The organism is Bacillus cereus group sp. BfR-BA-01316, assembly GCF_022664195.1.
Taxonomy (GTDB): domain Bacteria; phylum Bacillota; class Bacilli; order Bacillales; family Bacillaceae_G; genus Bacillus_A.
Genome location: NZ_JAKUGX010000007.1, coordinates 104,873 through 129,781, shown reverse-complemented (window position 1 = coordinate 129,781; position 24,909 = coordinate 104,873). Strand labels below are relative to the sequence as shown.

Genomic DNA, 24,909 nt, shown 5'->3' with positions numbered 1-24,909 from the left:
CCAATCGGGCTTTTACGGGCAGTCGATCTCCCGCTTACCCTCTTTGCTTTTGCGGACTTTTAAAGTGGGAGTCTTGCTGCCCGTTAAAGCGGGCTAAATTGAAATAAGAAAAAACCTTATGCCTAGGCGGCATAAGGTTTTTTCTATTACCACTTTAATATCGAGAATCCATATGGAGGGAGTGTAACTTGTAATACACTTGCTTCCGCGGAAAATTCTTCATTTGTATATATATTGATTATTTTCTTCCCCGTAATATGAAGCGGGAGTGGAGCTGTAACTTCATTGTTTGTGGGATTTAAAACAAAAAAGATAGTTTCATCTTCATATGTTTTTGTATAAGAAATATAATTATGTTCATCATTTGCTTCAATAAATTGAAAAGTACCATGTCCTCCAAATGCTTTAAATTGTTTCCGTAATGAAATTAATGTTTGTATATGTGTGAATAACAGAGTGTCTTGTTCTTTTTCGTCCCATACCATACATTTACGACAACCAGGGTCCATGTCACCATCCATGCCGATTTCATCACCGTAATAAATACAAGGAGAACCAATGAAAGAAAGGTGGAATACATAGAGTAACTTTAACTTATTTTTATCCCCGTTACATGTCGCTAAAATTCTTGGTGTGTCATGACTGTCTAATAAATGAAATGCCGCTTCATTTACATTCATAGAGTAGGAATGTAAAGAATCTGTAATTTGTTTCATGAATTCACTTGCTTTAATGGAATCGTTAGCAAAGTAAGAAAGTAGAGCATTTGTAACAGGATAGCTCATTACAGCATCAAATTGGTCACCTTGTAGCCATGGGAGTGCATCGTGCCAAATTTCGCCTAAAATATATACTTCAGGATTTAATGCTTTTATTTCACTTCGGAATTCTCTCCAAAAACTGTGATCAACTTCATTTGCTACATCAAGGCGCCAACCATCTATATGGAATTCCCTTACCCAATAACGACCTACTTCAAGTAAATATTCTTTTACATCTGGATGTGCCGTATTTAATTTAGGCATATATGGTGTAAACGCGAAAGTATCGTAATTAGGAAGTGGCTCAGTAATAATCGGAAATTCATGAATATGGAACCACTCTTTATAAGCTGACTGCTCGCCATTTTCTAGTACGTTTTGAAATTTATCAAAGAAGTATCCGCTATGATTAAAAACAGCGTCGAGCATTACTTTTATACCATGTTCATGACACGCCTGAACGAGTTCTTTGAAAGTTTCTTTCGTCCCGAATTGTGGATCAATTTCCATGTAATCGATTGTGTCATATTTATGATTCGAATGAGCTTTGAAAATAGGAGTGAAATATATTCCGGAAATTCCAAGTTTAACAAGGTAATCAAGGTTTTGAATAATACCAGCAAAATCTCCGCCGAAAAAATTAGTTGGAGTTGGTTCAGTACTTCCCCAAGGAAGGGTGTTTTCTGGATTCAGTGTGCGATCCCCATTAGCGAATCGTTCTGGGAAAATTTGATACCAAACTGTGTCTTTAACCCAGGACGGTGCTTTGAATACATCGTTTGCATGAATAAATGGAAAACAGAAAAAGTTACCAACATCATCATTTGGAATGTTAGAAAAAAATCCTCGTTCTGTATAAATAAGAGTTTCTGCATCATTTATTAATTCAAATCCATAACGTAAGCGTTTAAATTGTGGTTCGATGGAAATTGACCAATAATCAAATAACTCAGTAGAACCAGTTTTTTTCATCGGTGTACTCTCTGTAATCCATTTCCCATCTTGCCATTCATAAGGATCACCGTAGATGAGAGCGGCGGTGTGAATATCGTCTCTTCTTGTACGCATCCGGATGTGAATCGTTTTTTCGTCGTAAGCGTATGCATAATTATCTTTTGGCCTATGATAGATCGCTTCTTTAAGCATATAGAAAATCCCCCTTTAATATCTCTATACATATAGTTCCCGTAAACGAAATAATAAAGATTATGTTGCAAACGATTGCCTTCCACATAACTTTAATATTGCTTATAAGAGTAGTATTCATTTTATGTAAAGTCAATGAATAAAGAGTATGATAAGATTATTTTGAAAATTAATATTTGCAAAATGAATAAATGGATGTATAATGATAGACAAATAGTGCAAACGTTTTCATAGATTTAAATATTGTTTGCGCTTCTATTAAACTGTTAAATGCAAACGTTTTCAATTAAAGAGGTACATAGACAATTTAGGGAGGTTTTTGGGATGAAGAAAGCATTATCACTATTAACGATTTCAGCATTGTCAATCGGTATGTTATCTGCATGTGGACCGAAAGATTCAGGGAAAAAAGAAGCAAGTAAAGAGAAGAAAGATTATGATCTTCTCGTTTGGGAAGATGAGAAAAAAGGTGTTGGTCTAGAGCCGGCAGTGAAAAGTTTTGAAAAGAAATATAATGTGAAAGTAAAAGTTGTAGAGGTTCAGATGACGAAACAAATAGAAAAACTTCGTCTCGACGGTCCAGCTGGTACAGGACCAGATGTTGTAACATTACCGCATGATCATATTGGTAATGCGGTAACAGAAGGGCTACTTTCAGAGGTGAAAGTGGATGATACGGTAAAAAATAAATTTACAGATTTATCAATAAAGGCACAAACATACGACGGAAAACTATACGGTTTACCAAAAGCAATTGAAACACCAATCTTTATTTATAATAAAAAATTAATGCCAAAAGCACCAGAAACGATGGATGAGCTGTATAATTTCTCAAAAGACTTTACGAAAGATGACAAGTACGGATTTTTAACATTAGGAGATAACTTCTATTTTGCTAACGCATTTATGGCGGGTATGGGCGGTTATGTATTTGGTGAAAAAGATGGAAAACTGACTCCGACAGATATTGGATTAAATAATAGTGGTGCAGTACAAGGTGCTGAATATATTCAAAAATGGTATAAAGAAAAATTATTACCAAAAGGAATTATTGGTGAATCTGGCGGTTCAGCTGCAGATGGATTATTTAATGAAGGAAAAGCAGCATCTATTTTGAATGGTCCATGGGCATTCCAAGCGATGGAAAAGGCTGGAATTGATTATGGTGTTGCTCCAATGCCGAAATTACCAAATGGTCAACCGATGAAAACATTTGTTGGGGTAAAAGGATGGCATGTAACAAGCTTCTCTAAACAAAATGATTTAGCTACAAAATTCACTGAGTGGGTAACAAATGAAGAAAACGCAAAAATTCGATTTGAGAAGACAAAAGAAATTCCTCCAGTAAAATCAGTAATGGAAGATCCAATTATTAAAGATAATGAGGCTGCAAAAGCAGTTGCGACTCAATCAGAAAATGGAATCCCAATGCCGAATATTCCAGAAATGCAAGAAGTTTGGAAACCAGCTGGAGAGGCGCTTCAATTAGTTGTATCAAATAAACAAGAGCCAAAAGCAGCACTTGATAATGCAGTGAAACAAATTAAAGGTAATATTGAGGCAAACCACAGCAATAAAAAATAAGGTGAAATTCGTGCCTCTAAATATGAGAGGCACGAATTCTCTCCCTTCCAAGTAGGAAGAAAAAAGGGGGAAGGAACATGCAAACATCTATAGAACCAACGAAAGATGTGAACGGTTCAAAGCATAGGAAAATGGCGACCATGTTATCAATCATTCCAGGCATTGGTCAACTATATAATAAACAATACGTAAAAGGTCTTATTTTTCTAGTATTAACAGGCTCATTTATTGTAGCATTTGCTGATTTGTTAAATATAGGATTATGGGGAATTGTAACGCTCGGTACAGAAGTTCCACGTGACCATTCTGTCTTTCTATTAGTAGAAGGGATTTTGGCACTTATTGTTGTCGTGTTTGGACTAGGGGTATATGCATTTAACTTATATGATGCATACCAAAATGGGAAAAAACGCGATATAGGGACACCATTAAACTCAGTAAAAGAGCAATATCGCAATTTATTAGATCAAGGTTTTCCGTATTTAATGGTTTCACCAGGGTTTCTATTACTTATCTTTGTTGTCGTATTTCCAATCATTTTTGTTATCTTAATTGGATTTACAAACTATGACTTATATCACTCTCCTCCAGCTAAATTAGTAGATTGGGTGGGCTTTAAAAACTTTATTGATATTTTCACATTACCAATGTGGAGAGATACATTTTTAAGTGTATTCTCTTGGACTGTCATTTGGACATTCGTTGCAACGACATTACAAGTTGCACTGGGTATTTTTTTAGCGATTATCGTAAACCAGCCTGGGATTAAAGGGAAGGCTGTTATTAGAACAATCTTCATTTTACCGTGGGCTGTTCCAGCATTCGTATCTATTCTTGTATTTGCTGGTATGTTTAATGAAACGTTCGGAGCGATTAACAATCAAGTATTAGCTTTATTCGGGATTGAAAAGGTTGCTTGGATGACTGATCCATTTTGGTCGAAAATCGCTTTAATTATGATTCAAACGTGGCTTGGCTTCCCGTTTGTTTTTGCAATGACAACAGGTATATTGCAATCGATTCCAGGAGAACTGTATGAAGCAGCTACAGTAGATGGTGCAACAGCTTGGCAACAGTTCCGCAAAATTACATTGCCGCTCGTTCTATATGCAACAGCTCCAATTTTAATTACACAATATACGTTTAACTTTAATAATTTTAGTATTATTTATCTATTTAATAACGGGGGACCTGCTGTGTCTGGACAAAATGCAGGTGGAACAGATATTTTAATTTCATGGATCTATAAGTTAACGATGACTTCGGCTCAGTACGGAAAAGCAGCAGCTCTTACAATGATTTTATCGTTAATCGTTATTACAGTTGCGTTATGGCAATTTAAGAGAACAAAATCATTCCAAGAAGAGGATATGATGTAAATGAATATTAAACGACAAAAGATGTTACGTCTTTCATTAAGTTATTTAGTTATCTTCATAATGTGTGCGATTATTTTCTATCCATTACTATGGATAATTGGCTCATCGTTTAATCCAGGAGATAGTTTGTCTGGTTCTAGCATTATTCCGAAAAATGCCACGTTAGATCATTATCGCAAGCTACTTGATCTCGATTCAAGTAATTACTTACTTTGGTATAAAAATACTTTAAAAGTTAGCGTAATGACGATGATTTTTTCTGTGTTAGCCATTAGCTTTACTGCTTATGCATTTTCGAGATATCGTTTTGTTGGAAGAAAGAATGGTTTATTAACATTTTTAATTCTCCAAATGATCCCGAATTTTGCAGCGTTAATCGCGCTATATATATTAGCGCAGTTAACAGGATTAATTGATACACATCTTGCATTAATTTTAATTTATGTGGGCGGAGCAATTCCGATGAATACATGGCTTATGAAAGGGTATTTTGATACGATTCCGAAAGAGTTGGATGAATCAGCTCGAATGGATGGAGCGGGGCATTTCCGTATTTTTTGGCAAATTATTATGCCACTTGCAAAACCAATCGTAGCGGTTGTAGCGTTATTTACTTTCATCGGTCCATTTACAGACTTTATTTTAGCAAGTATTATTTTACGCACACCGGAAAATTATACTTTAGCAGTTGGGTTATATGAAATGGTAGCGAAAAAATTTGGTAATGAATTTACGACGTTTGCAGCGGGTTCAGTATTAATTGCAATACCGATTTCGATTTTATTCCTATCACTACAAAAATATTTTGTTTCCGGTTTAACAGCTGGAGGTACAAAAGGATGAAAAATGGGACATTACGTCCCATTTTTCTTTTCATCTCTCTATAAAAAAATTTATAGAGAGATGAAAAGAGATTTGACATCGCATATGAAAAGAAGTGAAATAAATAGTATATTATAGTATAGGAAAAAAGAGCTATATCCCTTACAATACATGGAGAGGGAGAATATGATAAGTTTTGCAAGATAGAATAAATAAATGAAAGTTTATGACTTCTCCTATTACTTGCACCGATTGCAAGATAATAATATATGAAATATGGCAGAGAAGTGAGAGGGGGGATTTTTATGACAGTTACAATTAAAGATGTGGCGAAGAAGGCGAACGTAGCACCATCAACAGTTTCCCGTGTAATTGCTGATAATCCAAGTATAAGTGAAAAGACAAAGCGCCGTGTTCGAAAAGTAATGAGTGAATTAGGATATCATCCAAATTTAAATGCAAGAAACCTTGCGAACCAAACGACGAAGACACTTGGTCTTGTTATGCCGAGTTCTGCAAGTAAAGCTTTTCAAAATCCGTTTTTCCCAGAAGTTATAAGAGGAATTAGTTCATTTGCACATGTGGAAGGGTATGCGCTTTATATGTCGACTGGTGAAACGGAAGATGAAATTTTTAATGGTGTTGTAAAAATGGTACAAGGGCGTCAAATTGGTGGTATTATTCTTTTATATTCAAGAGAGAACGATCGGATTATTCAATACTTGCATGACCAAAACTTCCCGTTTGTTTTAATTGGAAAACCATATGATCGAAAAGATGAAATTACATATGTAGATAATGACAATTATACAGCTGCAAGAGAAGTGGCAGAATATTTAATTTCACTAGGCCATAAACAAATCGCGTTCATTGGTGGTGGATCAGATTTACTTGTAACGAGAGATCGTTTAGGAGGTATGAGTGATGCTTTAAAATTAGCAGACATCGTATTACCGAAAGAGTACATTTTACATTTTGATTTTTCAAGGGAAAGTGGTCAACAAGCCGTTGAGGAGTTAATGGGACTGAAGCAACCACCGACGGCAATTATGGCAACGGATGATTTAATTGGACTGGGTGTGTTAAGTGCGCTTTCTAAAAAAGGATTCGTTGTACCGAAGGATGTTTCGATTGTAAGCTTTAATAATGCTTTATTATCAGAAATTGCGAGTCCACCGCTTTCGACAGTTGATGTGAATATATATCAGTTAGGATATGAAGCAGCAAAAGCTTTAGTTGATAAGGTGGAGCATTCTGAGTCTACTGCAAAATGTATTATCATTCCACATAAATTATTGAAGCGTCAAACTTGTGATCAGTATGCAACAAAAAGCTAAGAGTTTAACTCTTAGCTTTTTGTTGTAGAAAGGCTTCTAAACGGTCACAGCCTTCTTTTAAAGTTTCGATACTATAAGCATAGGAAAGACGAAGATAACCTTCACCATATTCAGAAAATGCGGTTCCAGGAACAACGGCTAGCCCAGCTTCTTTTACAAGATCAAGTGCAAAATCAAATGATGAAGATGTTAAATGTCCAACATATGGGAATAAATAAAATGCACCTGTTGGCTTCTCAACCGTTAAACCCATTTGAATGAGTCTATTATACACGTAATCACGGCGTTTTTTGTATTGATAGCGCATCATCTTCGGTGCATCTTTAGCAGCTGTTAAAGCTTCGATTGCAGCATATTGAGCAATTGAAGTAGCGCATGTAACATTGTATTGATGAACTTTTAAAATGTGTTTTGCTAAATAACTTGGGGCAAATAAAAGTCCGATACGCCAGCCAGTCATAGAATGTGATTTTGATAAGCCGTTAATGACAATAGTTTTATCACGCATTTCTGGGAAATGAGCGATAGATGTGTGTTTGTCTTCATATACAAGTTCGCTATAAATTTCATCGGAAAGAACGAAAATATTCTTATCTTTTAAGATAGATACAATATCTTCTAATTCTTCTTTTGATAAGGTAACACCAGTTGGATTAGAAGGATACGGTAAAACGACGCATCTTGTTCGTTCTGTAATTGCATTTTGCAGAGCTTCAGCTGTTAAACGAAATCCAGTTTCACGAACATCTATAAAAATAGGAGTTGCACCGCATAGTCGAATAATCGGCTCGTAACCAGGATAAATAGGAGCAGGTAAAATTACTTCCGTTCCTGGTTCTAAAATAGTTCGGAATGCAACATCAATCGCTTCACTAGCGCCGATTGTAACAATGGTTTCGTTTTCAGGTGAATAGTGTAAATCGTAATTATTTTTTACAAAGTTACAAGCCGCCTCGCGTAATTCTAATAAACCAGCGTTGTGTGTATAGCTTGTATAATTTTCTGTAATGGCCCGTTTAGCAGCTTCTTTTACTAAAGAAGGTGTAGGGAAGTCGGGTTGCCCAATTGTTAAAGAGATGAGATTATCATAGTTTTGAATCATGTTAGAGAACTGACGGATTCCAGAAATTTGGATGTCCTTCACTCTAGGGTTAATGAATTGTTCCATTGTATCTCCCTTTCTTCCGTTTGAAAATTAAGTTCATTTTATCATATTTTTCATTATTACGCAGGGAAATCCTACTGATATAAGTTTCACTTTATTTAAGAAGAAAGGTGGTATGTAGTGCATAAAAAAAGCCGCTGAAAGCGACTTTTTAATAACCGTATTCCCAATCTATTTCATCTTCGTTCCAAAGTACGGAAGATACTTTGCCAAGATGGACAACTGATTCATTTACAGCACATGTACAGTCTTCGTCCCCTGCTGTATGTTGCAATTCTTCGTATACTGATTTTTCAACGTTTTCTAGCACAACCAAATTTTCTTCTTTTAAAACAAGCGTAGTACCCGCCATATTTATCTTCCTCCTACTAAAGTAATGATCACTTATTTGTAAACATAGATAGTATGGATTATATGCTATATTTTGCGATAGTTGTCCGTCTAGTGAAGTGTTTTTTATTTTTCTTGTAATCCGTATTCATTGTATACTGCACGAAGGAAATTTGGTACAGGGTTTACAATCATTTCGGAAATTTGTAACATTTATTATTAGTTGTTAACAAATAATTAACAAAAGTGTTAAGAAAAATCAAAATTTTAAAACGAATAGACTTATAAAATGATATAATCATATCAAAATACATATAGGGGATGAGAGGCTATGGAGCTGATTCGTGATTTAATGATCCAAATTGCCATCATTATTTTACCACTATTTTTATATGAAGCGATTCGTTTAAATCGTTATCAAGAAATGCTTCCGAAGCCTAATCGCTACTTTATTATGTTTTTATCTAGCGTTACACTCGTTCTCTCCATGACATACTCTATTTGTTTTGGTACCGTTTGCGGATACAATTTTCATCCAATCCCAATTGTTAGTGGTTTTTTATATGGTGGGATTGTTGGGCTCATCCCTGCCATTATTTTTGTTGCATATGAATGGATTTTTAAGGGTCTCAGTTGGTTACCTATCGTAGAAGTTATATTTCTTTCGATAATTCCATTGTTTTTGTCAAAGAAATGGTCTCTTTTTTCAAGAGATAAGAAGCTAATATTAGCTTTTATGATTGCATCATTTTATGTTCTTGTTTCATTAGTATTCGGGATGTTGAATGTCCTTTTAGAAACAGGTTTTACACCGTACATATCTAATCTATATAGTGGGTATATATTTGCATCACTTATTATGGTTATGACAATGGTATTTCAAGTGTATTTGACTGAGTATTTAAATGAAAATGCATTATTGCGTACAGAAATGCAAAAATCAGAAAAACTTAATATTGTAAGTGAGTTAGCTGCAAGTGTTGCACATGAAGTTCGAAACCCTCTCACTGTTGTACGAGGGTTTATTCAATTGCTAGAGAGTACGGAAGACGTAAAAAACAAAGATTATATGCGTCTCGTATTAGCTGAACTGGATCGTGCTGAACAGATTATTTCAGATTATTTAAATTTAGCAAGGCCTCAAATTGAAAAAAAAGAACATATTTGTTTATCAGCACAATTAATTGAAATGACAACTCTTATGTCATCATTTGCAGCGATGCAGGGCGTTTATTTGCAAGTTGAGATTTCTGAGAGCCTTTATACTATCGGCGATAAGACGAAATTGAAGCAAGCTATTATGAATGTTGTTAAAAACGGTATTGAAGCAATTCAAGGAAACAAAGGGTATTTAAAAGTAACAGCTATTCAAAAAGATGAAATGATAATAATAAGAGTTAAAGATAGTGGTGTTGGAATGACAAAAGAACAGTTAGTAAGGCTTGGACAACCGTATTATTCTTTAAAAGAAAAAGGAACAGGATTAGGTCTTATGGTAACATTTAGTATTTTACAAGCGCATAATGGTACATTGGAATATAAAAGTGAAAGCGGAAAAGGAACTGAAGCTATTATTATATTGCCAGCTGTACGATATAAGGAATAAAAGTTACCGGTAGAAGGTAACTTTTTATTTTATCGTGAATTAGAAAAATATACAAAATTTCATTCATTTATTTTTTCTTGTTTTGTTCGAACGAATAAACTTTTAAATGATTGAAAGAAGCTTTGCTCTTTTGAGGCGGCGACTAATCTTTTTGTTTCTTGAATTTCGCGAATAACTTGCATAAGTTGTGCATCACGGTTGCTGTCTTTATTGTAAATTTGATTGAAAAGTTTATTCATTTTTTCTTCTTGTTTGGATTCTCGCTTATACATATGATTCATTAATAAGTCCATCTTTTCTTTTTGGAGTGCATCTGTTTCGGCGGCATGAACAACTAGCTCTTGTAACATTTTTTCCTGAGAGCCTTCTTTTACATAAACTTGTTGCATTAGTTCATCTAATTTCTCGTCTTTTAAACGATTTTGTGTAATGAGAGTAGAGTTTTGATGAATAATTGCTTCATTTAATTGAGCAAGCATTTCAAGTTTTAACATGAACTCCTCAAAGTTACGCCCATCTTCTTTTGGTTGTATCTCTTGTTTATCTTGAATAACAGGTACAGGTGGGGCCTCTTTTTCTTTTAAAATAATAGGTATTGTTTCTGAAATATCTTCTTGTAATGTAGCAGCTCTTTCATGTATAGATTTCAATAGTTTTAAATCATCCAATTTATAAATACGAGCATCAGCTGTTTTTGAAATGATATAACCGTGTTCCTCTAAGAGTTGGCTATATTTTCGGACTATATGTTTTGGGATACCTGTTTTATTTGTAACATCTTTCGTTTTATAAATAGCTTCCATGATAGTTCCTCCCCAAAAAGTATCGTATATATCATTTCAACCTTTTATGAGGACTTCCTTTGAAAAAGAATGTCGGAGGGTTATTAGTTTTCTACAGCATTAGTGAAAAGATGAGGAAAAATGAATGTTTTTGGCGGAATGGAGAGGAAGAGCTAAAATAATGTCTGAAAACATACATAGAAGAAGTTTGTTATAATAACTGAGGAAAAGAAATTGGTAGGAACACGGAGGTACACATGAAGCAATTTAAAGGTATTATCATTTCAATTATTGCAATTCTTTCTCTTTTGGTAGCGGTATATGAAGTACTTGTGCCAGAGGAGACAAGTACTAAAAAAACAACTACGTATGATCAAATTCTAGAGTTCCCGAAAGAACGATATCCAGAGACCGGGAAACATATAACGAATGCTATAAAAGAAGGGCATTCAGAAATGTGTACAATTGATCGTAATGGTGCAGCGGATAGAAGGAAATTATCGTTAGCGCCATATCCGACGAAGAAAGGTTATGATCGTGATGAATGGCCGATGGCGATGTGTAAGGAAGGCGGAAAAGGAGCTCATATTGAATATATAAGTCCAGCGGATAACCGCGGTGCAGGTTCTTGGGTAGGGAATAAGCTAGACAAATATCCAGATGGTACGCGTGTGAAATTTGAAGTGAAATAGTAATTGGCATACATTTCATAGTGGAGGAGAGGGATAGTTATGGAATTAACAATTTCATATTCGCAATTAATGATAATGAACTATGATGGTCAGCAGCCTTATGTAGATTGGACTCCTGAAGATTTTGAAAGAGGCTATGCTGAGGTGGATGGAGCTATTATTTTTGAGGCAATCTCTGACTATACTTGTGAAGTGGAAGTTACTTGTGGAAATCATATTGAGAAAGAAGAAGTGGTTAGAACGATATCAGTTCCTTTCACAGTGAAGAATGAAGAAGTATATATAACAAGTATTCTTTCTAATAAATTTCATATTCCTATTCCGAACGGGGAATATATGATAGTCTTGCAGACAACTCCTCTTGAAGAGCCAACAGACGATGAATTGTATAAAGTACAATACGACTTCTATTTTGAGAGTGTAGAATAAAAAAACGTGTTATCCTTTTTGAAGGATAACACGTTTTTTATTATGAGTTTGTTTTTAGGAGAGAACGAGCGTCTTTTGCTGCCTGAACCATGTGCTCTAAAGCAGGTATAACTTCCTCAGTTCTTCGTGTTTTTAAACCACAGTCTGGATTAATCCAGAAATATTTAGGATCACATACTTGTAAAGATTGTTCTACGATTGTGAACATTTCATCTTTACTTGGGACACGTGGGCTATGAATATCATATACACCTAGACCAATTCCCTTTTCATATGTTGTATGTTTTAATGTATTAATAAATTCTCCATGACTTCTTGATGTTTCGATAGAAATAACATCTGCGTCTAACGCTCGAATTGCATCTACAATGTCTTCGAAGTTACTGTAACACATATGAGTATGAATTTGTGTTTCATTTTCTACAGAAGATGTTGCTAAAAGGAATGATTGAACTGCCCATGTAATGTATGCATCCCAATCTTTTTCTTTTAACGGCATTCCTTCACGAAGTGCAGGCTCATCGACTTGGATTACTCTAATTCCGGAAGATTCAAGTAATTCAATTTCATGACGAAGTGCTAATGCAATTTGATATGAAACTTCTTTTCTTGAAATATCATTTCGAACGAATGACCAATTTAAAATAGTGACAGGTCCAGTGAGCATACCTTTTACTACTTTCTCTGTTAAGCTTTGTGCATATACAGTTTCTTTAATAGTCATTCCACTTATAAAGGCAACATCACCATAAATAACAGGTGGTTTTACGCAGCGAGAACCGTATGATTGTACCCATCCGTTTTTAGTAAATGAGAAACCAGCAAGTCTTTCTCCAAAATATTCCACCATGTCAGTTCTTTCGAATTCACCATGTACTAGTACATCAAGACCAATATCTTCTTGGTAACGAATCCACTTTGCAGTTTCTTTTTCAATGAATTGATTATATTGTTCATTTGTAATATCGCCGTTACGCCACTGTTTACGTGTTTGACGAACTTCAGATGTTTGCGGGAAGCTACCGATAGTTGTTGTTGGTAACAACGGTAATTGTAAAGCTACTTGCTGTAGTTCATATCGTTTTTCAAATGGAAGAGGACGTGAAAAATCATCTTCTTTAAGTGATGTACGTGCCCCTTTTACATCTTCACGATTACGTGCAGCTGATGAGCGGATTGCATGATGTGCATTACGATATGTTGTCAAATCGCTACTGATGCTTTCTACACCTTTAGTAAGAGCAGAATGGATAAGGACTAGTTCTTCTAATTTTTGATTAGCAAATGCAAGTGCATCAAATAATTCAGTTGCTAAGTGCGTTTCTTCCGTTTTATCAATTGGAGTATGCAATAAGCTACAAGAAGGTTGAACAATTAAACCTTTTGCTGTGATTTGATTTTGTAATGTTGTAAATAAAGAAAGTACATCATCAAGATCAGCTCTCCAAATGTTACGGCCATCTATACAACCGATAGCTAAAATTTTATCAGCTGGGAATCCGTATTTTGAAATAGCATTTACATTACCTTCTTTGCCATGAACAAAGTCTAATCCAATACCAGAAACAGGGAATGTAATAATTTCTTCATAGTTCTCTTCTACACTATCAAAATATGTTTGTAGAAGAAGATTAGCATTTGGAACCTCTTTATGAATAGCTTCGTAAAGTTCTTTCGCTTGATTAATTTCATCTTTTGTTAAAGATGCGAAGATTGGTTCGTCAACTTGAATAATTTGTGCTCCAGCTGCGTGTAATTCAGAGAATAATTGTACATAAGGTGCAACTAGCTCTTTTAAAATAGTGGCAAATTGCTCTTCGTTATAACCTTTTGCTAGTTTTAGGAATGTATAAGGGCCTAAAATAACTGGTTTTCCATCAACGCCTAACTCTTTTTTCGCTTCTTCATATAAACGAAGAGGACGATTGTCTTTTAAAGAGATTTGTAATCCTTCTTCATATTCAGGAACAATGTAATGATAGTTTGTGTTAAACCATTTTGTCATTTCAGAAGCAACGTGATCTTTAGAGCCGCGTGCCATTGCAAAATATACATCAAGGTAAGAGGTAAACTCTGAAAAACGTGACGGGATGAATCCTAACATGTAGGCCGTATCCAGAACGTGGTCATAATATGTAAAATCGCCAACTGGAATTAATTCAATTCCTTTTTCTTGCTGTACTTTGACGTGTTGAAGGCGAATTTCTTTCATTGTCGTTAAAAATTGTTCTTCATCAATTTTATTGGACCAAAAAGCTTCCAATGTTTTTTTCCACTTTCGTTGTAGTCCGATACGTGGATAACCTAAGTTACTTGTTTGAATTGCCATTTTAAATTCCTCCCTAATTGAAAGTAAGCATTTCCGTTTACTCGGAAATACCTATAACAAAAAGCATAAAGGCATAGAAAAATAAGCCTTCCTTTTTGTTCTTAACACCTCATCATCATCCGTGAGTCTATCAGTGTTGTTAAAATAGGCAGGTCTCCTGACTTATACTTCATATAATTTCTTCCACCTTCCCGTTTTCACAGTGGCACAAAAAAGAAATCTCAGCATTTACAGTGGCGGGACCGTGTTGGAGTTTCACCAAACTTCCCTTTTAAACACGAAGTGAAATATTCGTGTACCTATTTTCCTTTTGAAAGGAATTTAACAAGCGATATGATATTGAAATAAATTCTAACACAATTTTCGGAATTTTGTCCACTGTTTTAAAATAAGAAAATTCCAAAGTTTTTTTATTTATTTTTATTCAGAAAATAAAGAGTTTTTAACGGTTATTTATTATTAAAATGAGGGTGTTTTGAGTTGCGAAGAATAATTATAGTGTTAAGTTTTTCTAAAAGAGGAGGCACCTCTTTTAGAAAAACTTAATCATTATCTACACCTATTTCTGAAAGACGACCTGCAGTTGCATCTTGTAAGAGTGTGTTTAGCCAACGTAATTCAACATTAATATGCTCAATGACGCTTTGCAGAATATATAGTTGAGCACGAGGAACTAGTTGTTTATTATGATCGTATATCGTTTGCATTGTATGTAAATATAGCATTGTATCATCTCTCTTTTTTTCCAAAATAGGAACTAGTGCTTGTTCGTCGCTAAAGTGAGCGAAAGAGAGCGCTGAATAAATAGGTTTATATATTTGATTTTTCGCTTCAAATTGTTTTAATAATAAGGTGTGGAAAAGGGCTTTTCCTTCCTCTGTTATATGGAAGATTGTTTTATCTGGTCTATTCGTATCTCGGACAATATTGGTAACGCTAATCGCACCTTGTTTTTCTAATTGCTCGAAGGCGTAGTATAGCGATCCCTTGGCATATTTAATATAACAATCCATTTGTCTTTCTTTCATTATGTGCTGCACTTCATATGGATGTTTATCTCCTTCGAGTAACAAGCCGAGAATGACTAACTTCATGCTCATGCTGTCTCAACTCCTGTATATAGAAACTTTATATATATTATAAACGGTATATCCTCTTTCATAAAGGGATATACCGTTTCGTTTTTCTATATTAGCTTACTTGTTTTTGTTTTTGCTTTGTTTTTGGTCCTGTTAAAAGACGTTCATTTCCCATAAGTAAAATACAAATTATACTTAGCGTAGCTGGGATAAGTGCCCAGAAAAATGTATTCGCAATAGATGTTGCAAGAGCCTCTTTAATTCCGCTCAGTACTTCAGGAGGTAGCTTTTCAGTAGCATTTGGTGATAATAAAAAGCTTGTGTCTCCACCTTTAGGAGCCATTTTTTCTAGTTCAGGAGGGAAGACTGCTTTTAATTTATCAGTGAAAACATGATTTTGAATCGTACCGAAAATCGTGACGCCAAGGGTCATTCCAAGTGAACGGAAGAATGAGTTCGTGGATGTAGCAGAACCGCGATCTCTCATTTCTAGTTTGTGGATAGATGCCATACTTAAAACTGAGAAGGAGAATCCAACTCCAAGTCCAGCAAGCACCATAAACATTGTTACGAGTGTACGAGGTGTTTCCATAGTTAAAGTACTTAGTAAATAAATACCAAGAACGAAGAAAACTCCAGATACTATCATGATGTTACGATAACTTGTTCGTGAAGCTAATTGTCCACCAGTTTGACTTCCAATTACAGATCCTACCATCATAGGTGTCAAAATTAATCCAGCATTTGAGGCGGAACCACCGAGAACACCTTGAACGAAGATTGGAATATAAACTGTACAGATGATAAAAGCTGCGCCATAGAAAAAGGCAACACCTTGGCTAGCTGCAAATAAAGGTTTTTTGAATAAATGGAAAGAAATAATAGGCTCGGTTGCGTTTCTTTCTACGAAGAAGAAAATAATAAGCATAATAATAACAGTTGAAAATAAACCAATAATCACATTAGAGTCCCATGCATATTCCTTACCGCCAAGTTCTAGGGCAAACATTAAGCAAATGATACTAATGACAAGTGTAATGGCACCAGCCCAGTCAATTTTTTGTTTTCGATATTCTAGAGACTCGTTATAGTATTTAGTAATGAAGAAGAAGGAAATAAGTCCTAATGGAATATTAATATAGAAGACCCAGTGCCAACTTATATAATCTGTAATGTAAGCACCTAATAAAGGTCCAAAAACACTAGATGTTCCGAAAACAGCACCAAATAGTCCGGTCATTTTTCCGCGTTTTTCAGGCGGGAATATATCATACATAATTGTAAATGCGATAGGCATAAGAGCGCCGCCACCAATTCCTTGAATGGCTCTATAAATACTTAGTTGTTCAATACTTGATGCTGTCCCGCAAAGTGCAGAACCAAATAAGAAGAGAATTAATCCGCCAATATAAAAGCGTTTCCGTCCGTACATATCAGACAGCTTACCGAAAATAGGCATTCCGGCCATTGTTGCTACCATGTAGGCAGATGTGACCCAAACGAACTTGTCGAACCCTCCTAAGTCTCCGACAATCGTTGCCATCGCAGTTGCGACGATTGTGTTATCCATTGCTGCCATTAGAATACCAAGTAGTAAACCGGCAACAACAAATTTTGTTTTACTTGAGTCGTTTTTTGATAGTTGTGCTTCCAAGAGTAGCCCTCCTTTAATAAAAATTAAACTAACTTAAGTTTTTAGATGTAGTGCATAAAAACCTTTGTGTACAGTTTGTTTCGTTCCCTCTTTATTTACAAAAATTAATCCTACATGATATAAAGATTGGAAATCATAGAATATATTATAGTCAAATTTGACTAAAAGGTAAATGTTTTCTTACGCCAAAGTATTTTATTATATTAACCAAAAGAGAGAGTAAGAATTTATTTTTTATGTAATCAAGGAAGGAAATTGTAAAAAAATATTTAATAAAGAATAACCTGTGTCAACCTATTAAAAATGGTTTTTTCTTTATATTGTCGAATAGGATAAAAGGAAAAGAAAAATTTAAGATGGTTTGTAACAAGCTCAATATTTTTTCTAAGTGTAGTTTATTGCATCGAGAGGCAGAATACAGTTGTATAGATGATACATCTGGAATGAGGTGAATATATTATGAAAATATGGAAACGAATTTCGGATCAAGGAAGGTATTCTATACCGTTACAGCCGGTTTTGTGGATTGATGGTTCTAAAAAGGCTACGGAAGCATCCAATGTAGCAGTCACATTGCAAATCCGTAGTATGTATAAAGAAAAATTTTTATATGAGATGATCTATGATGTTAATGACATACTAATTATTCGACTTGAAGTTGAAAATAAAGGCGTTGAAATGATTTCGCGAGTAGTTGTAAGTCATATGATTCGTGATTATTTCGCATATATCCCAAACTCTTTAAAAGCAGATAAGGGAATAAGTGAGTTTTTATTTCAGCTTGTAAGGTGGCGAATCGATAATTTATCGCCGAGTGAAAAGGTAGAATTAATTTGTCAAATAAAAGCAAATAAAGATAAAGCCCCTCCCAATTCATTATTTCAGGCTACATATACATTTCAATATAAAGGAGTATCATATGGACCGCTACAAACAAATGAAGTGGTTGTCAGAAAATGATAAGAAGGAACCTGTGCGAAAGGTTCCTTCTTTAATGAAGATTGTGCTTCTTGAGTAATTTCTTTTGTTCCACTCCCTTTTTTCCAACATAGTTATTTTTGTATCCAAAATATAGAATGAATAGAAATGAAATAACATTTACTATAGCGTCAATTTGATCGTTTGTAATGAAGTTTATTCCGAAAGAGTTAAATAGTAATTTTAATGATAACAAAAAGCCAGCTAGTAAGCGCATAATATCTGATAGATTTTCTTTTTGAGGCATATAGGTCACTCCTTCCTGAAAACGATATATAGTATATATATGAAATAGAATAGAAAAGGTATACAAGCTTAAGTAGAAGTGTACATTAAATATGTACATTTTTTATTTTGTAGAAAAACATTATTGTTATAGAAACATATATTGGTATAAAAAGGGGGAGAGTATGAAACATAAAGGGAAAATTAGTGGATTATTACTTGGGAACACAGTTGCGGTTACAGAATGGATTGCACTTCAGGATGTAATTGCTAAGCTAGATTCGCGATCATTTTTTACCGTCTTTATTATTTATATATTGCAAATGATACTAAGCTATTATTTTGGACATTGGTACGATAAAAGAGCGAATACGCGTGTAAATATTGAAGTAGGAGGAATGAAGAATAACGATTTTGTCGTTGATTTTTTTGGGAAAGTAGCTGCTTTATCAGAAAGAGATTCTCGTAATATTACAGTGTATATTCTTTCCGTAAAAGAATGGGATGTATTAAAAGACACAGTGCAAGAAAAAAAGTTAGATGATCTAGTCCAAAGAGTAGAAGGTACAATTGTAAAGACAGTTCGAAAAGGCGATGTAGTTACGAGGTGGGATGAAAATAAATATGTTATCGTAGCTGTTGATAATGGCTATGAAAAGTCAACAATAACAAATCGATTAATCAAAAATATTCAAAATGAAATAGCGAATGATTTATTAAGTGTCACACTATTATTTGGGGCTGCAAGTTATCCGATAGAAGGGAAAACTTTTGAAGAGTTGTTTAGAAAGGCACAAAATCAATTGTATAATTATAGAAACTTGAAAAGTCATGAATGAAACTTTGATTTGAAGAAGTATGATATAAAGAATTTTTTGTAACATTTTTTTGTCTTTTGTTACAAGAAAACTTTTTTTTGTAACAAAAGTCTTTAAAAATATATGAAATCAGCATATAATTGTGTGTGGATGTGTCAATGCATTTTGCACAATGTTTTCAGTTTAAAAGTGTAGAGGAAAACATGCTCTACACTTTTCCTTTTTAAGAAATTAAAAGAATCTTTGTAAGAGTTGCGAGGTCACCTTTGCACTATGTAAAATGGACAAAGAGGTTATTTGATAGAAAGTGAGAAAGGGAATGATAGACGTGAAAGGTCAATGATCATCTTTTATCAGGTGAAACATTATAGTGTTTCTTGCAGTAGGTAAGATTAAGGTAAATACCTTTATGTTTTAAGACATTACATAATTTCAAGTGCGAAAATTGTACAAGCAGTATAAATAATTATTGATGATCTTCGTAAAAAAGATGCGAGCGTGAAATAGATAAAGAAGTTACATGTTTTTCATGGAATTTTTGGCACGATGGTCGTTTATTAATAGGAGGAAAAGATGTTGAAATATAATAAATTAGCAATTGTAACTGCATTATCAATGACTTTACTAGCTGGTTGTTTCGGCCCAAAACCAGAAGAGGAGCTATATGTTGCATTTGAAAATGCTGCCAAGCAAGAAAAAACAATGTTTGAAGATGCGAAAAAATTAGAGTCATTAGAGAAAGAGGGGCAAGTATTATATAATCAAATTGTCCAAGAAGGAAAAGATAATAATCAGGCTGTTAAGGATAAGCTTGATCAAGCGGTGAAAAATACAGCTGAACGAGAAAAAGTTCTTATTAAAGAAAAAGAGGCGTTAAATAAAGCGCAAGAAGAAGTGAAGTCAGCTGATAAGCATGTGAAGAAAATTGAAGATAATAAATTAAAAGACCAGGCGGATAAAGTAAAGAGTACTTATGAGAAACGACATGATTCATTCCAAAAGATGTACGATAGCTATAATAAATCTTTAAAGCAAGAAAAAGAATTATATACAATGCTACAAGATAAAGGTACAAAATTAAAAGATATTAGCGAGAAAGTAAAGTTAGTAAACCAAGCATATAAAGATATTGAGACAGAAAAAGATAAGTTTAATGAATATACGAAATCATATAATGCAGAAAAAGTTGAATTCTATAAACAAGCGAATATTAAAATTAAGGAAGATAAAAAATAAAACAGTTTGGCCTAATATGGGCCAAACTGTTTTATTTTTTTGTATAGGTACGGCTATACCATGGAACTGGTTCGCTTAATTTTTTTTCTTGTTTTAATGCTTCAGGACCAATATAATCTTGAAGTGTTTTTTTTGCTATTGTTAAAGATAAGGTTGTTTTCGGATTTCGATAGGAGGATTCAAGGTGACCAAGATGTGGTAGGGTGCGAAAATCATCTTTCGTAGGAGGGATATGGAAAAAATAATCACCTAAACGTATAAGAACATCGGATTGTTGTTGACTAAAACGTGGATTTCTAGAAAAATGTAATCCTTCTTTGATAGCCTTTTTTTCAGTAATTAAGCGTTCTAAAGCAGTCTTTTTTAACCAATATAAGTACTTAGGATTAGTTGCAGCTTTAGCATGACGATTCACAACGAAAATAGATTGAGCTAGTCTATTAATAGAATGTTGATTATGTAATTGAGATTGTGGTTGTGAAGGTTTCATATTGAATCTCCTTTCAAGTTTTCCTTATTATAGCATAAATAAAATGGGTTTTTATTATATGCAAAAAGTAATTGTATATATTTTCAATATTAAAGCAATATTGTTATAAAAAACAACTATTTTGTATAATAGTGATAGAATATGTTTCAGAAATTTGATAATGAAAGAGTGAGAAGTTTGAAAGAAATATTAAAACTACAATATGCCATTATAGACATTGGTTCTAATACAATGCGTTTAGTTATTTATGAAAAACAAAGCGGGGGTTTTTATAAAGAGATTGAAAATACGAAAGTGGTCGCTAGGTTAAGAAATTATTTAGTAAATGGTGTATTAAGTGAAGAAGGAATAGAAGTATTATTACAAACATTATTTCAATTTCAAGAAAGTACACGATTCCATAAGTTACATCATGTACTTTGTGTTGCAACGGCAACAATTAGACAGGCTGAGAATCAAGATGAAATTAAAAAACTTGTTGAAGGGCAAACAGATTTTACTCTTAGAGTCTTATCAGAATATGAAGAAGCGCGTTACGGTTATTTAGCAGTTATGAATTCTACCTCGTTTTCAGAAGGAATTACAGTTGATATTGGTGGGGGGAGTACAGAAGTTACATATTTCCGAAATAGAGAAATTTTAGAATACCATAGCTTTCCTTTTGGAGCACTTTCTTTAAAGCAACAATTTATTCAAGGTGATATTCCTACTATAGAGGAGTTAGATGAGATTAAAAGGTATTTATGGTATCAATTTCGAACATTACCATGGTTAATCGATAAAAAATTGCCTCTTATCGCAATTGGAGGTAGTGCGAGGAACATGGTGAAAATCCATCAAAATTTAATTTGTTATCCTATAGCTGGATTACATTTATACAAAATGAAAGAAGAAGATATTAAAAATGTAAAAGATGAATTAAAAGAATTGTCGTTCATAGAACTGCAAAAATTGGAAGGGTTAGCAAAAGATCGAGCAGATACAATTATTCCAGCAGTCGAAGTATTTCATATGCTTGTGAACGTGATAGGGGCACCAGCATTTGTGTTGAGTAAAAAAGGATTAAGAGAAGGTGTTTTCTATGAAGAATTAACGAAAGATTTGGGGATTTCATACTATCCGAACGTAATAGAAGAAAATTTACATTTGTTAGCACATGAATACGAAATGGATATGGAATTTGTTATTCAACTTATTAAACAAGGAACATTAATTTGCAAACAACTTGAAGGAGCTGGACTCATTTCTATGCCAGAAAAAGACTGGGAAATATTCCATCAAGCAGCAAAAGTATTTAATATTGGGAAATATATAGATGAAGAAGCAAGCCGATTACATACATTTTATTTACTAGCAAATAAAACAATTGATGGTATGATGCATAAAGATCGAATTAGATTGGCACTTATCGCTTCTTATAAATCAAAAATGTTATTTAAGCAACATTCGTCCCCATTTGAAGGTTGGTTTGATAAAAATGAACAAAAGAACATTCGGTTATTAGGGGCTGTTTTACAATTTTCAGCCGCTTTAAATGTGAGACAAAGATCGCTTATTGAAACGATATATATTACGGAAAGCAAAGAAGGCTTAACGTTTAAAATTTTATGTGAACAATCGGCATTAGCTGAAAAAGTCCAAGCGGAAAAACAAAAAAAACAACTAGAAAGAGTATTAAAAACGAATATTAACTTAGTATTTGAATTAAAACAATAAGTGGTACGGATGTCTTTACGGAAAATTAACACTTTGGAATATTGTAATTTGATAAAATAAAAGCAACTAAATTATATTAAAAAAGTTTCAAGGGGAAGTGTGAAGAGAATGGAATTGCTAAAGGGGAATTTAGTAAATTTAAATGATACAGCTTATTATAATAATCGTGAATTAAGCTGGCTAGCGTTTAACGAACGTGTACTACAAGAAGCACAAGATGAAAATAATCCACTTTTAGAAAGACTAAAGTTTATTAGTATTTTTAGTTCAAATTTAGATGAATTTTTCATGGTGCGCGTAGCAGGTTTGAAAGATCAAGTAAGTGCCGGATTTAACCAACCAGAAAATAAAGCCGGTTTAACACCCAAAAAGCAGTTAAATAATATTGCGATAAAATCCCATGAGCTAATGACTGTACAATATGAGACGTTTAATAATTATGTATTGCCAGCACTTGAGCTAGAGGGGATTGAGCGTTTAACATTCCATGATTTGACGAAAGAGCAGCGGGAGTTTATCGAAGAGTATTTCGATGAAAAAATTTTTCCAGTTTTAACTCCTGTAGCAATCGATGCGTATCGTCCATTTCCGATGTTATTAAATAAAAGTTTGAACTTAGCTACTATTTTATATGATGAGAAGCAAGCTGAGGAAGAAAATCGTACGAAGTTAGGAATTGTACAAGTACCTTCTTTACTAGAGCGTTTCATATTTTTACCGAGTGAAGGACAAAGGCATAAATTTATTTTATTAGAAGATGTAATTAGTGGCTTTACCCATAAATTATTCACAGGATATAAAGTATCATCTGTTACTCGTTTCCGTATTACACGTAATGCAGATTTAACAATTCATGAAGAAGGTGCACGCGATTTATTAAAAGTAATTGAAAAAGAATTGAAAAAGCGTAAGTGGGGTGCTGCCGTTCGTTTAGAAATTGGTAAAGAACACATCGATGAAAGAGTATTGGCTTTATTGTATGAGGTGTTGGAAGTAAAAGATGAAGATGTGTACATGATGGATGGACCGTTAGATTTAACATGTTTATTCTCTTTATATAAAAAATTAGCACCTTTATATGAGCACCTTGTATATCCGGCGCTTATTCCTCAGCCTCCTCAAGATTTAGGAGATGAGGAAGATGTATTTGAAAAAGCGATAGAACATGATATTTTATTACACCATCCCTTTGAGTCATTTCAGCCAGTTGTTGATTTTGTTCGTGATGCGGCAGATGACTCGAATGTACTTGCGATCAAACAAACGTTATATCGTGTAAGTGGGGATTCTCCAATAATTCAGGCGTTGAAGGTAGCAGCTGAAAAAGGAAAACAAGTGACGGTATTGGTTGAGTTAAAGGCGAGGTTTGATGAAGAGAATAATGTTCATTGGGCTAAAGAATTGGAACAGGCCGGATGTCACGTTATTTACGGAGTAAGTCACTTGAAAACGCATAGTAAAATTACGTTAGTTGTAAGAAGAAGAAACGGAAAAATTGAAAGGTTTGTACATCTTGGAACCGGAAATTATAATGATGCAACAGCGAAGTTATATACCGATTTTGGATATATTACATCGCGAAAAGACTTTGGTATAGATGCAACAAATTTCTTTAATTATTTGAGTGGCTATACAACGAAACCGCATTTTCATCATTTATCTGTTGCACCATTTGATATAAGAGAGCAATTTATGGATTTAATAGATGAGGAAATCCGTTACCATAGACAATATGGAAATGGATATATTATCGCTAAGATGAATTCGTTAACAGATAAACCGTTAATAAAAAAAATGTATGAAGCATCGCAAGCTGGGGTAAGGGTAGAGCTCATCGTTAGAGGGACATGTTGTTTAAGACCTGGGATTCCAAATGTAAGTGAAAATATTCGTGTAGTTAGTGTTGTGGGAAGATATTTAGAACATAGTCGGATTTATTATTTCCATCATAATGGAGATGAGAAAATATACTTATCTTCAGCTGATTTGATGACGCGAAATATGGAAAAACGAGTAGAAATATCCTTCCCAATTTTAGATATTGAAATGAAAGCGAGAATAAATTCAATTTTACAGCTTATTTTAGCTGATAATGTGAAAACACGTGAACAAAATAAAGATGGTGACTATTATTATATAATTAATAGTAGTACACAAGAAATTGATAGCCAATTGAATTTATTTAAGATGGCGTATCAAAATACAGACGCTGAATAATGGAAATATAGTAAAAACCTCTTATTGAAATTAAGAGGTTTTTACATTTTTCTCTAAATCATATGTTCCGCAAATGGAAGAATGAATAGAGAGAATAGTTTTTATCATAGGCGTGTGATGATTCGGTTAATTGC

At 33.9% G+C, this 24,909-nt stretch carries 21 protein-coding genes and 1 riboswitch; of the genes, 12 read left to right on the top strand and 9 right to left on the bottom strand.

The genetic code is table 11. From position 1 onward, the window contains the following. Positions 1-146: 146 nt before the first annotated feature. On the bottom strand, positions 147-1,907 hold the full coding sequence (locus tag MR071_RS08685; protein WP_242235707.1) for an alpha-glycosidase: 1,761 nt from the start codon (positions 1,905-1,907) through the stop codon (positions 147-149). Positions 1,908-2,231: 324 nt separating this feature from the next. Here MR071_RS08685 and MR071_RS08680 point away from each other — a divergent pair, with 324 nt between their 5' ends. The 4 genes from MR071_RS08680 to malR all read left to right on the top strand — a co-directional run bounded on the left by MR071_RS08680 (position 2,232) and on the right by malR (position 7,029). Beyond that, positions 2,232-3,491: an extracellular solute-binding protein gene (locus MR071_RS08680; RefSeq protein WP_242235705.1), complete on the top strand. Its 1,260-nt coding sequence runs from the start codon at positions 2,232-2,234 to the stop codon at positions 3,489-3,491. A 77-nt stretch (positions 3,492-3,568) separates the two neighbouring features. Continuing rightward, positions 3,569-4,870 (top strand): maltosaccharide ABC transporter permease MalC, encoded by a 1,302-nt coding sequence (gene malC, locus MR071_RS08675; RefSeq protein ID WP_242235703.1) that lies wholly within the window; start codon positions 3,569-3,571, stop codon positions 4,868-4,870. Then, positions 4,871-5,713 (top strand): maltosaccharide ABC transporter permease MalD, encoded by an 843-nt coding sequence (gene malD, locus MR071_RS08670; RefSeq protein WP_105584679.1) that lies wholly within the window; start codon positions 4,871-4,873, stop codon positions 5,711-5,713. It abuts the gene before it with no gap. Between the two features lie 284 nt (positions 5,714-5,997). Next, positions 5,998-7,029 (top strand): maltose operon transcriptional repressor MalR, encoded by a 1,032-nt coding sequence (malR, locus tag MR071_RS08665; RefSeq protein ID WP_105584680.1) that lies wholly within the window; start codon positions 5,998-6,000, stop codon positions 7,027-7,029. Positions 7,030-7,033: 4 nt separating this feature from the next. Here the strand turns inward: malR and MR071_RS08660 are convergent, their stop codons facing one another. Both MR071_RS08660 and MR071_RS08655 read right to left on the bottom strand, forming a co-directional pair. After that, a complete protein-coding gene (locus MR071_RS08660) occupies positions 7,034-8,197 on the bottom strand; it encodes an aminotransferase A (RefSeq protein WP_105584681.1) in 1,164 nt (387 codons plus the stop codon). 148 nt (positions 8,198-8,345) lie between these two features. Then, positions 8,346-8,546 carry a hypothetical protein gene (locus MR071_RS08655; protein WP_105584768.1) on the bottom strand — a complete coding sequence of 67 codons (201 nt, stop codon included), beginning with the start codon at positions 8,544-8,546 and terminating at the stop codon, positions 8,346-8,348. A gap of 309 nt (positions 8,547-8,855) precedes the next feature. On the opposite strand from MR071_RS08655, the gene kinB reads away from it, so the two are divergent. Next, positions 8,856-10,130: a sporulation sensor histidine kinase KinB gene (gene kinB, locus MR071_RS08650; protein ID WP_105584682.1), complete on the top strand. Its 1,275-nt coding sequence runs from the start codon at positions 8,856-8,858 to the stop codon at positions 10,128-10,130. Positions 10,131-10,189: 59 nt separating this feature from the next. Here kinB and MR071_RS08645 read toward each other — a convergent pair whose 3' ends face one another. Continuing rightward, complete coding sequence (locus MR071_RS08645; protein WP_242235701.1) at positions 10,190-10,933, bottom strand: DUF3967 domain-containing protein; 744 nt, start codon at positions 10,931-10,933, stop codon at positions 10,190-10,192. 236 nt (positions 10,934-11,169) lie between these two features. Here MR071_RS08645 and nucA point away from each other — a divergent pair, with 236 nt between their 5' ends. Then, positions 11,170-11,604 (top strand): DNA-entry nuclease, encoded by a 435-nt coding sequence (gene nucA / locus MR071_RS08640; RefSeq protein ID WP_105584684.1) that lies wholly within the window; start codon positions 11,170-11,172, stop codon positions 11,602-11,604. 39 nt (positions 11,605-11,643) lie between these two features. Continuing rightward, positions 11,644-12,033 (top strand): competence protein ComJ, encoded by a 390-nt coding sequence (gene comJ, locus MR071_RS08635; protein WP_105584685.1) that lies wholly within the window; start codon positions 11,644-11,646, stop codon positions 12,031-12,033. A gap of 40 nt (positions 12,034-12,073) precedes the next feature. On the opposite strand, the gene metE is transcribed toward comJ, so the two are convergent. The 3 genes from metE to MR071_RS08620 all read right to left on the bottom strand — a co-directional run bounded on the left by metE (position 12,074) and on the right by MR071_RS08620 (position 17,095). Further along, entirely contained in the window at positions 12,074-14,362 is a 2,289-nt protein-coding gene (metE, locus tag MR071_RS08630) for a 5-methyltetrahydropteroyltriglutamate--homocysteine S-methyltransferase (RefSeq protein ID WP_242235699.1), read from the bottom strand. 130 nt (positions 14,363-14,492) lie between these two features. Continuing rightward, positions 14,493-14,680, bottom strand: a riboswitch (cobalamin riboswitch). A 224-nt stretch (positions 14,681-14,904) separates the two neighbouring features. Beyond that, a complete protein-coding gene (locus MR071_RS08625; RefSeq protein ID WP_142395762.1) occupies positions 14,905-15,462 on the bottom strand; it encodes a PadR family transcriptional regulator in 558 nt (185 codons plus the stop codon). A 91-nt stretch (positions 15,463-15,553) separates the two neighbouring features. Further along, the gene (locus MR071_RS08620) at positions 15,554-17,095 is read right to left on the bottom strand and encodes an MDR family MFS transporter (RefSeq protein WP_105584687.1); all 1,542 of its coding nucleotides are present in this window, start codon (positions 17,093-17,095) and stop codon (positions 15,554-15,556) included. 459 nt (positions 17,096-17,554) lie between these two features. Between MR071_RS08620 and MR071_RS08615 the strand changes: the two genes are divergently transcribed. Beyond that, positions 17,555-18,055, top strand: a complete 501-nt coding sequence (locus MR071_RS08615; protein ID WP_105584688.1) for a hypothetical protein — start codon at positions 17,555-17,557, stop codon at positions 18,053-18,055. Between the two features lie 31 nt (positions 18,056-18,086). On the opposite strand, the gene MR071_RS08610 is transcribed toward MR071_RS08615, so the two are convergent. Further along, positions 18,087-18,320 carry an SPP1 phage holin family protein gene (locus MR071_RS08610; protein WP_105584689.1) on the bottom strand — a complete coding sequence of 78 codons (234 nt, stop codon included), beginning with the start codon at positions 18,318-18,320 and terminating at the stop codon, positions 18,087-18,089. A 163-nt stretch (positions 18,321-18,483) separates the two neighbouring features. On the opposite strand from MR071_RS08610, the gene MR071_RS08605 reads away from it, so the two are divergent. Continuing rightward, entirely contained in the window at positions 18,484-19,137 is a 654-nt protein-coding gene (locus MR071_RS08605) for a diguanylate cyclase domain-containing protein (RefSeq protein ID WP_242235697.1), read from the top strand. 552 nt (positions 19,138-19,689) lie between these two features. Continuing rightward, the gene (locus MR071_RS08600; protein WP_105584691.1) at positions 19,690-20,352 is read left to right on the top strand and encodes a YkyA family protein; all 663 of its coding nucleotides are present in this window, start codon (positions 19,690-19,692) and stop codon (positions 20,350-20,352) included. A 31-nt stretch (positions 20,353-20,383) separates the two neighbouring features. On the opposite strand, the gene MR071_RS08595 is transcribed toward MR071_RS08600, so the two are convergent. Then, complete coding sequence (locus MR071_RS08595; RefSeq protein ID WP_000804854.1) at positions 20,384-20,842, bottom strand: YkyB family protein; 459 nt, start codon at positions 20,840-20,842, stop codon at positions 20,384-20,386. Between the two features lie 141 nt (positions 20,843-20,983). On the opposite strand from MR071_RS08595, the gene MR071_RS08590 reads away from it, so the two are divergent. Both MR071_RS08590 and MR071_RS08585 read left to right on the top strand, forming a co-directional pair. Next, on the top strand, positions 20,984-22,558 hold the full coding sequence (locus tag MR071_RS08590; RefSeq protein ID WP_105584692.1) for a Ppx/GppA family phosphatase: 1,575 nt from the start codon (positions 20,984-20,986) through the stop codon (positions 22,556-22,558). Positions 22,559-22,666: 108 nt separating this feature from the next. Further along, positions 22,667-24,775 carry a polyphosphate kinase gene (locus tag MR071_RS08585; protein WP_105584693.1) on the top strand — a complete coding sequence of 703 codons (2,109 nt, stop codon included), beginning with the start codon at positions 22,667-22,669 and terminating at the stop codon, positions 24,773-24,775. The last annotated feature ends 134 nt before the right edge of the window (positions 24,776-24,909 follow it).

What these genes read in the sequence shown, in the direction of transcription:
- malC (WP_242235703.1), top strand. Translation starts at nt 3,569, where the DNA reads ATGCAAACATCTATAGAACCAACGAAAGATGTGAACGGTTCAAAGCAT.
- MR071_RS08685 (WP_242235707.1), bottom strand. Translation starts at nt 1,907, where the DNA reads ATGCTTAAAGAAGCGATCTATCATAGGCCAAAAGATAATTATGCATAC.
- malR (WP_105584680.1), top strand. Translation starts at nt 5,998, where the DNA reads ATGACAGTTACAATTAAAGATGTGGCGAAGAAGGCGAACGTAGCACCA.
- nucA (WP_105584684.1), top strand. Translation starts at nt 11,170, where the DNA reads ATGAAGCAATTTAAAGGTATTATCATTTCAATTATTGCAATTCTTTCT.
- MR071_RS08590 (WP_105584692.1), top strand. Translation starts at nt 20,984, where the DNA reads ATGTTTCAGAAATTTGATAATGAAAGAGTGAGAAGTTTGAAAGAAATA.
- MR071_RS08595 (WP_000804854.1), bottom strand. Translation starts at nt 20,842, where the DNA reads ATGAAACCTTCACAACCACAATCTCAATTACATAATCAACATTCTATT.
- MR071_RS08610 (WP_105584689.1), bottom strand. Translation starts at nt 18,320, where the DNA reads ATGCCTCAAAAAGAAAATCTATCAGATATTATGCGCTTACTAGCTGGC.
- MR071_RS08645 (WP_242235701.1), bottom strand. Translation starts at nt 10,933, where the DNA reads ATGGAAGCTATTTATAAAACGAAAGATGTTACAAATAAAACAGGTATC.
- MR071_RS08605 (WP_242235697.1), top strand. Translation starts at nt 18,484, where the DNA reads ATGAAACATAAAGGGAAAATTAGTGGATTATTACTTGGGAACACAGTT.
- malD (WP_105584679.1), top strand. Translation starts at nt 4,871, where the DNA reads ATGAATATTAAACGACAAAAGATGTTACGTCTTTCATTAAGTTATTTA.
- MR071_RS08680 (WP_242235705.1), top strand. Translation starts at nt 2,232, where the DNA reads ATGAAGAAAGCATTATCACTATTAACGATTTCAGCATTGTCAATCGGT.
- MR071_RS08655 (WP_105584768.1), bottom strand. Translation starts at nt 8,546, where the DNA reads ATGGCGGGTACTACGCTTGTTTTAAAAGAAGAAAATTTGGTTGTGCTA.
- MR071_RS08600 (WP_105584691.1), top strand. Translation starts at nt 19,690, where the DNA reads ATGTTGAAATATAATAAATTAGCAATTGTAACTGCATTATCAATGACT.
- comJ (WP_105584685.1), top strand. Translation starts at nt 11,644, where the DNA reads ATGGAATTAACAATTTCATATTCGCAATTAATGATAATGAACTATGAT.
- MR071_RS08585 (WP_105584693.1), top strand. Translation starts at nt 22,667, where the DNA reads ATGGAATTGCTAAAGGGGAATTTAGTAAATTTAAATGATACAGCTTAT.
- MR071_RS08615 (WP_105584688.1), top strand. Translation starts at nt 17,555, where the DNA reads ATGAAAATATGGAAACGAATTTCGGATCAAGGAAGGTATTCTATACCG.
- MR071_RS08660 (WP_105584681.1), bottom strand. Translation starts at nt 8,197, where the DNA reads ATGGAACAATTCATTAACCCTAGAGTGAAGGACATCCAAATTTCTGGA.
- kinB (WP_105584682.1), top strand. Translation starts at nt 8,856, where the DNA reads ATGGAGCTGATTCGTGATTTAATGATCCAAATTGCCATCATTATTTTA.
- MR071_RS08625 (WP_142395762.1), bottom strand. Translation starts at nt 15,462, where the DNA reads ATGAGCATGAAGTTAGTCATTCTCGGCTTGTTACTCGAAGGAGATAAA.
- metE (WP_242235699.1), bottom strand. Translation starts at nt 14,362, where the DNA reads ATGGCAATTCAAACAAGTAACTTAGGTTATCCACGTATCGGACTACAA.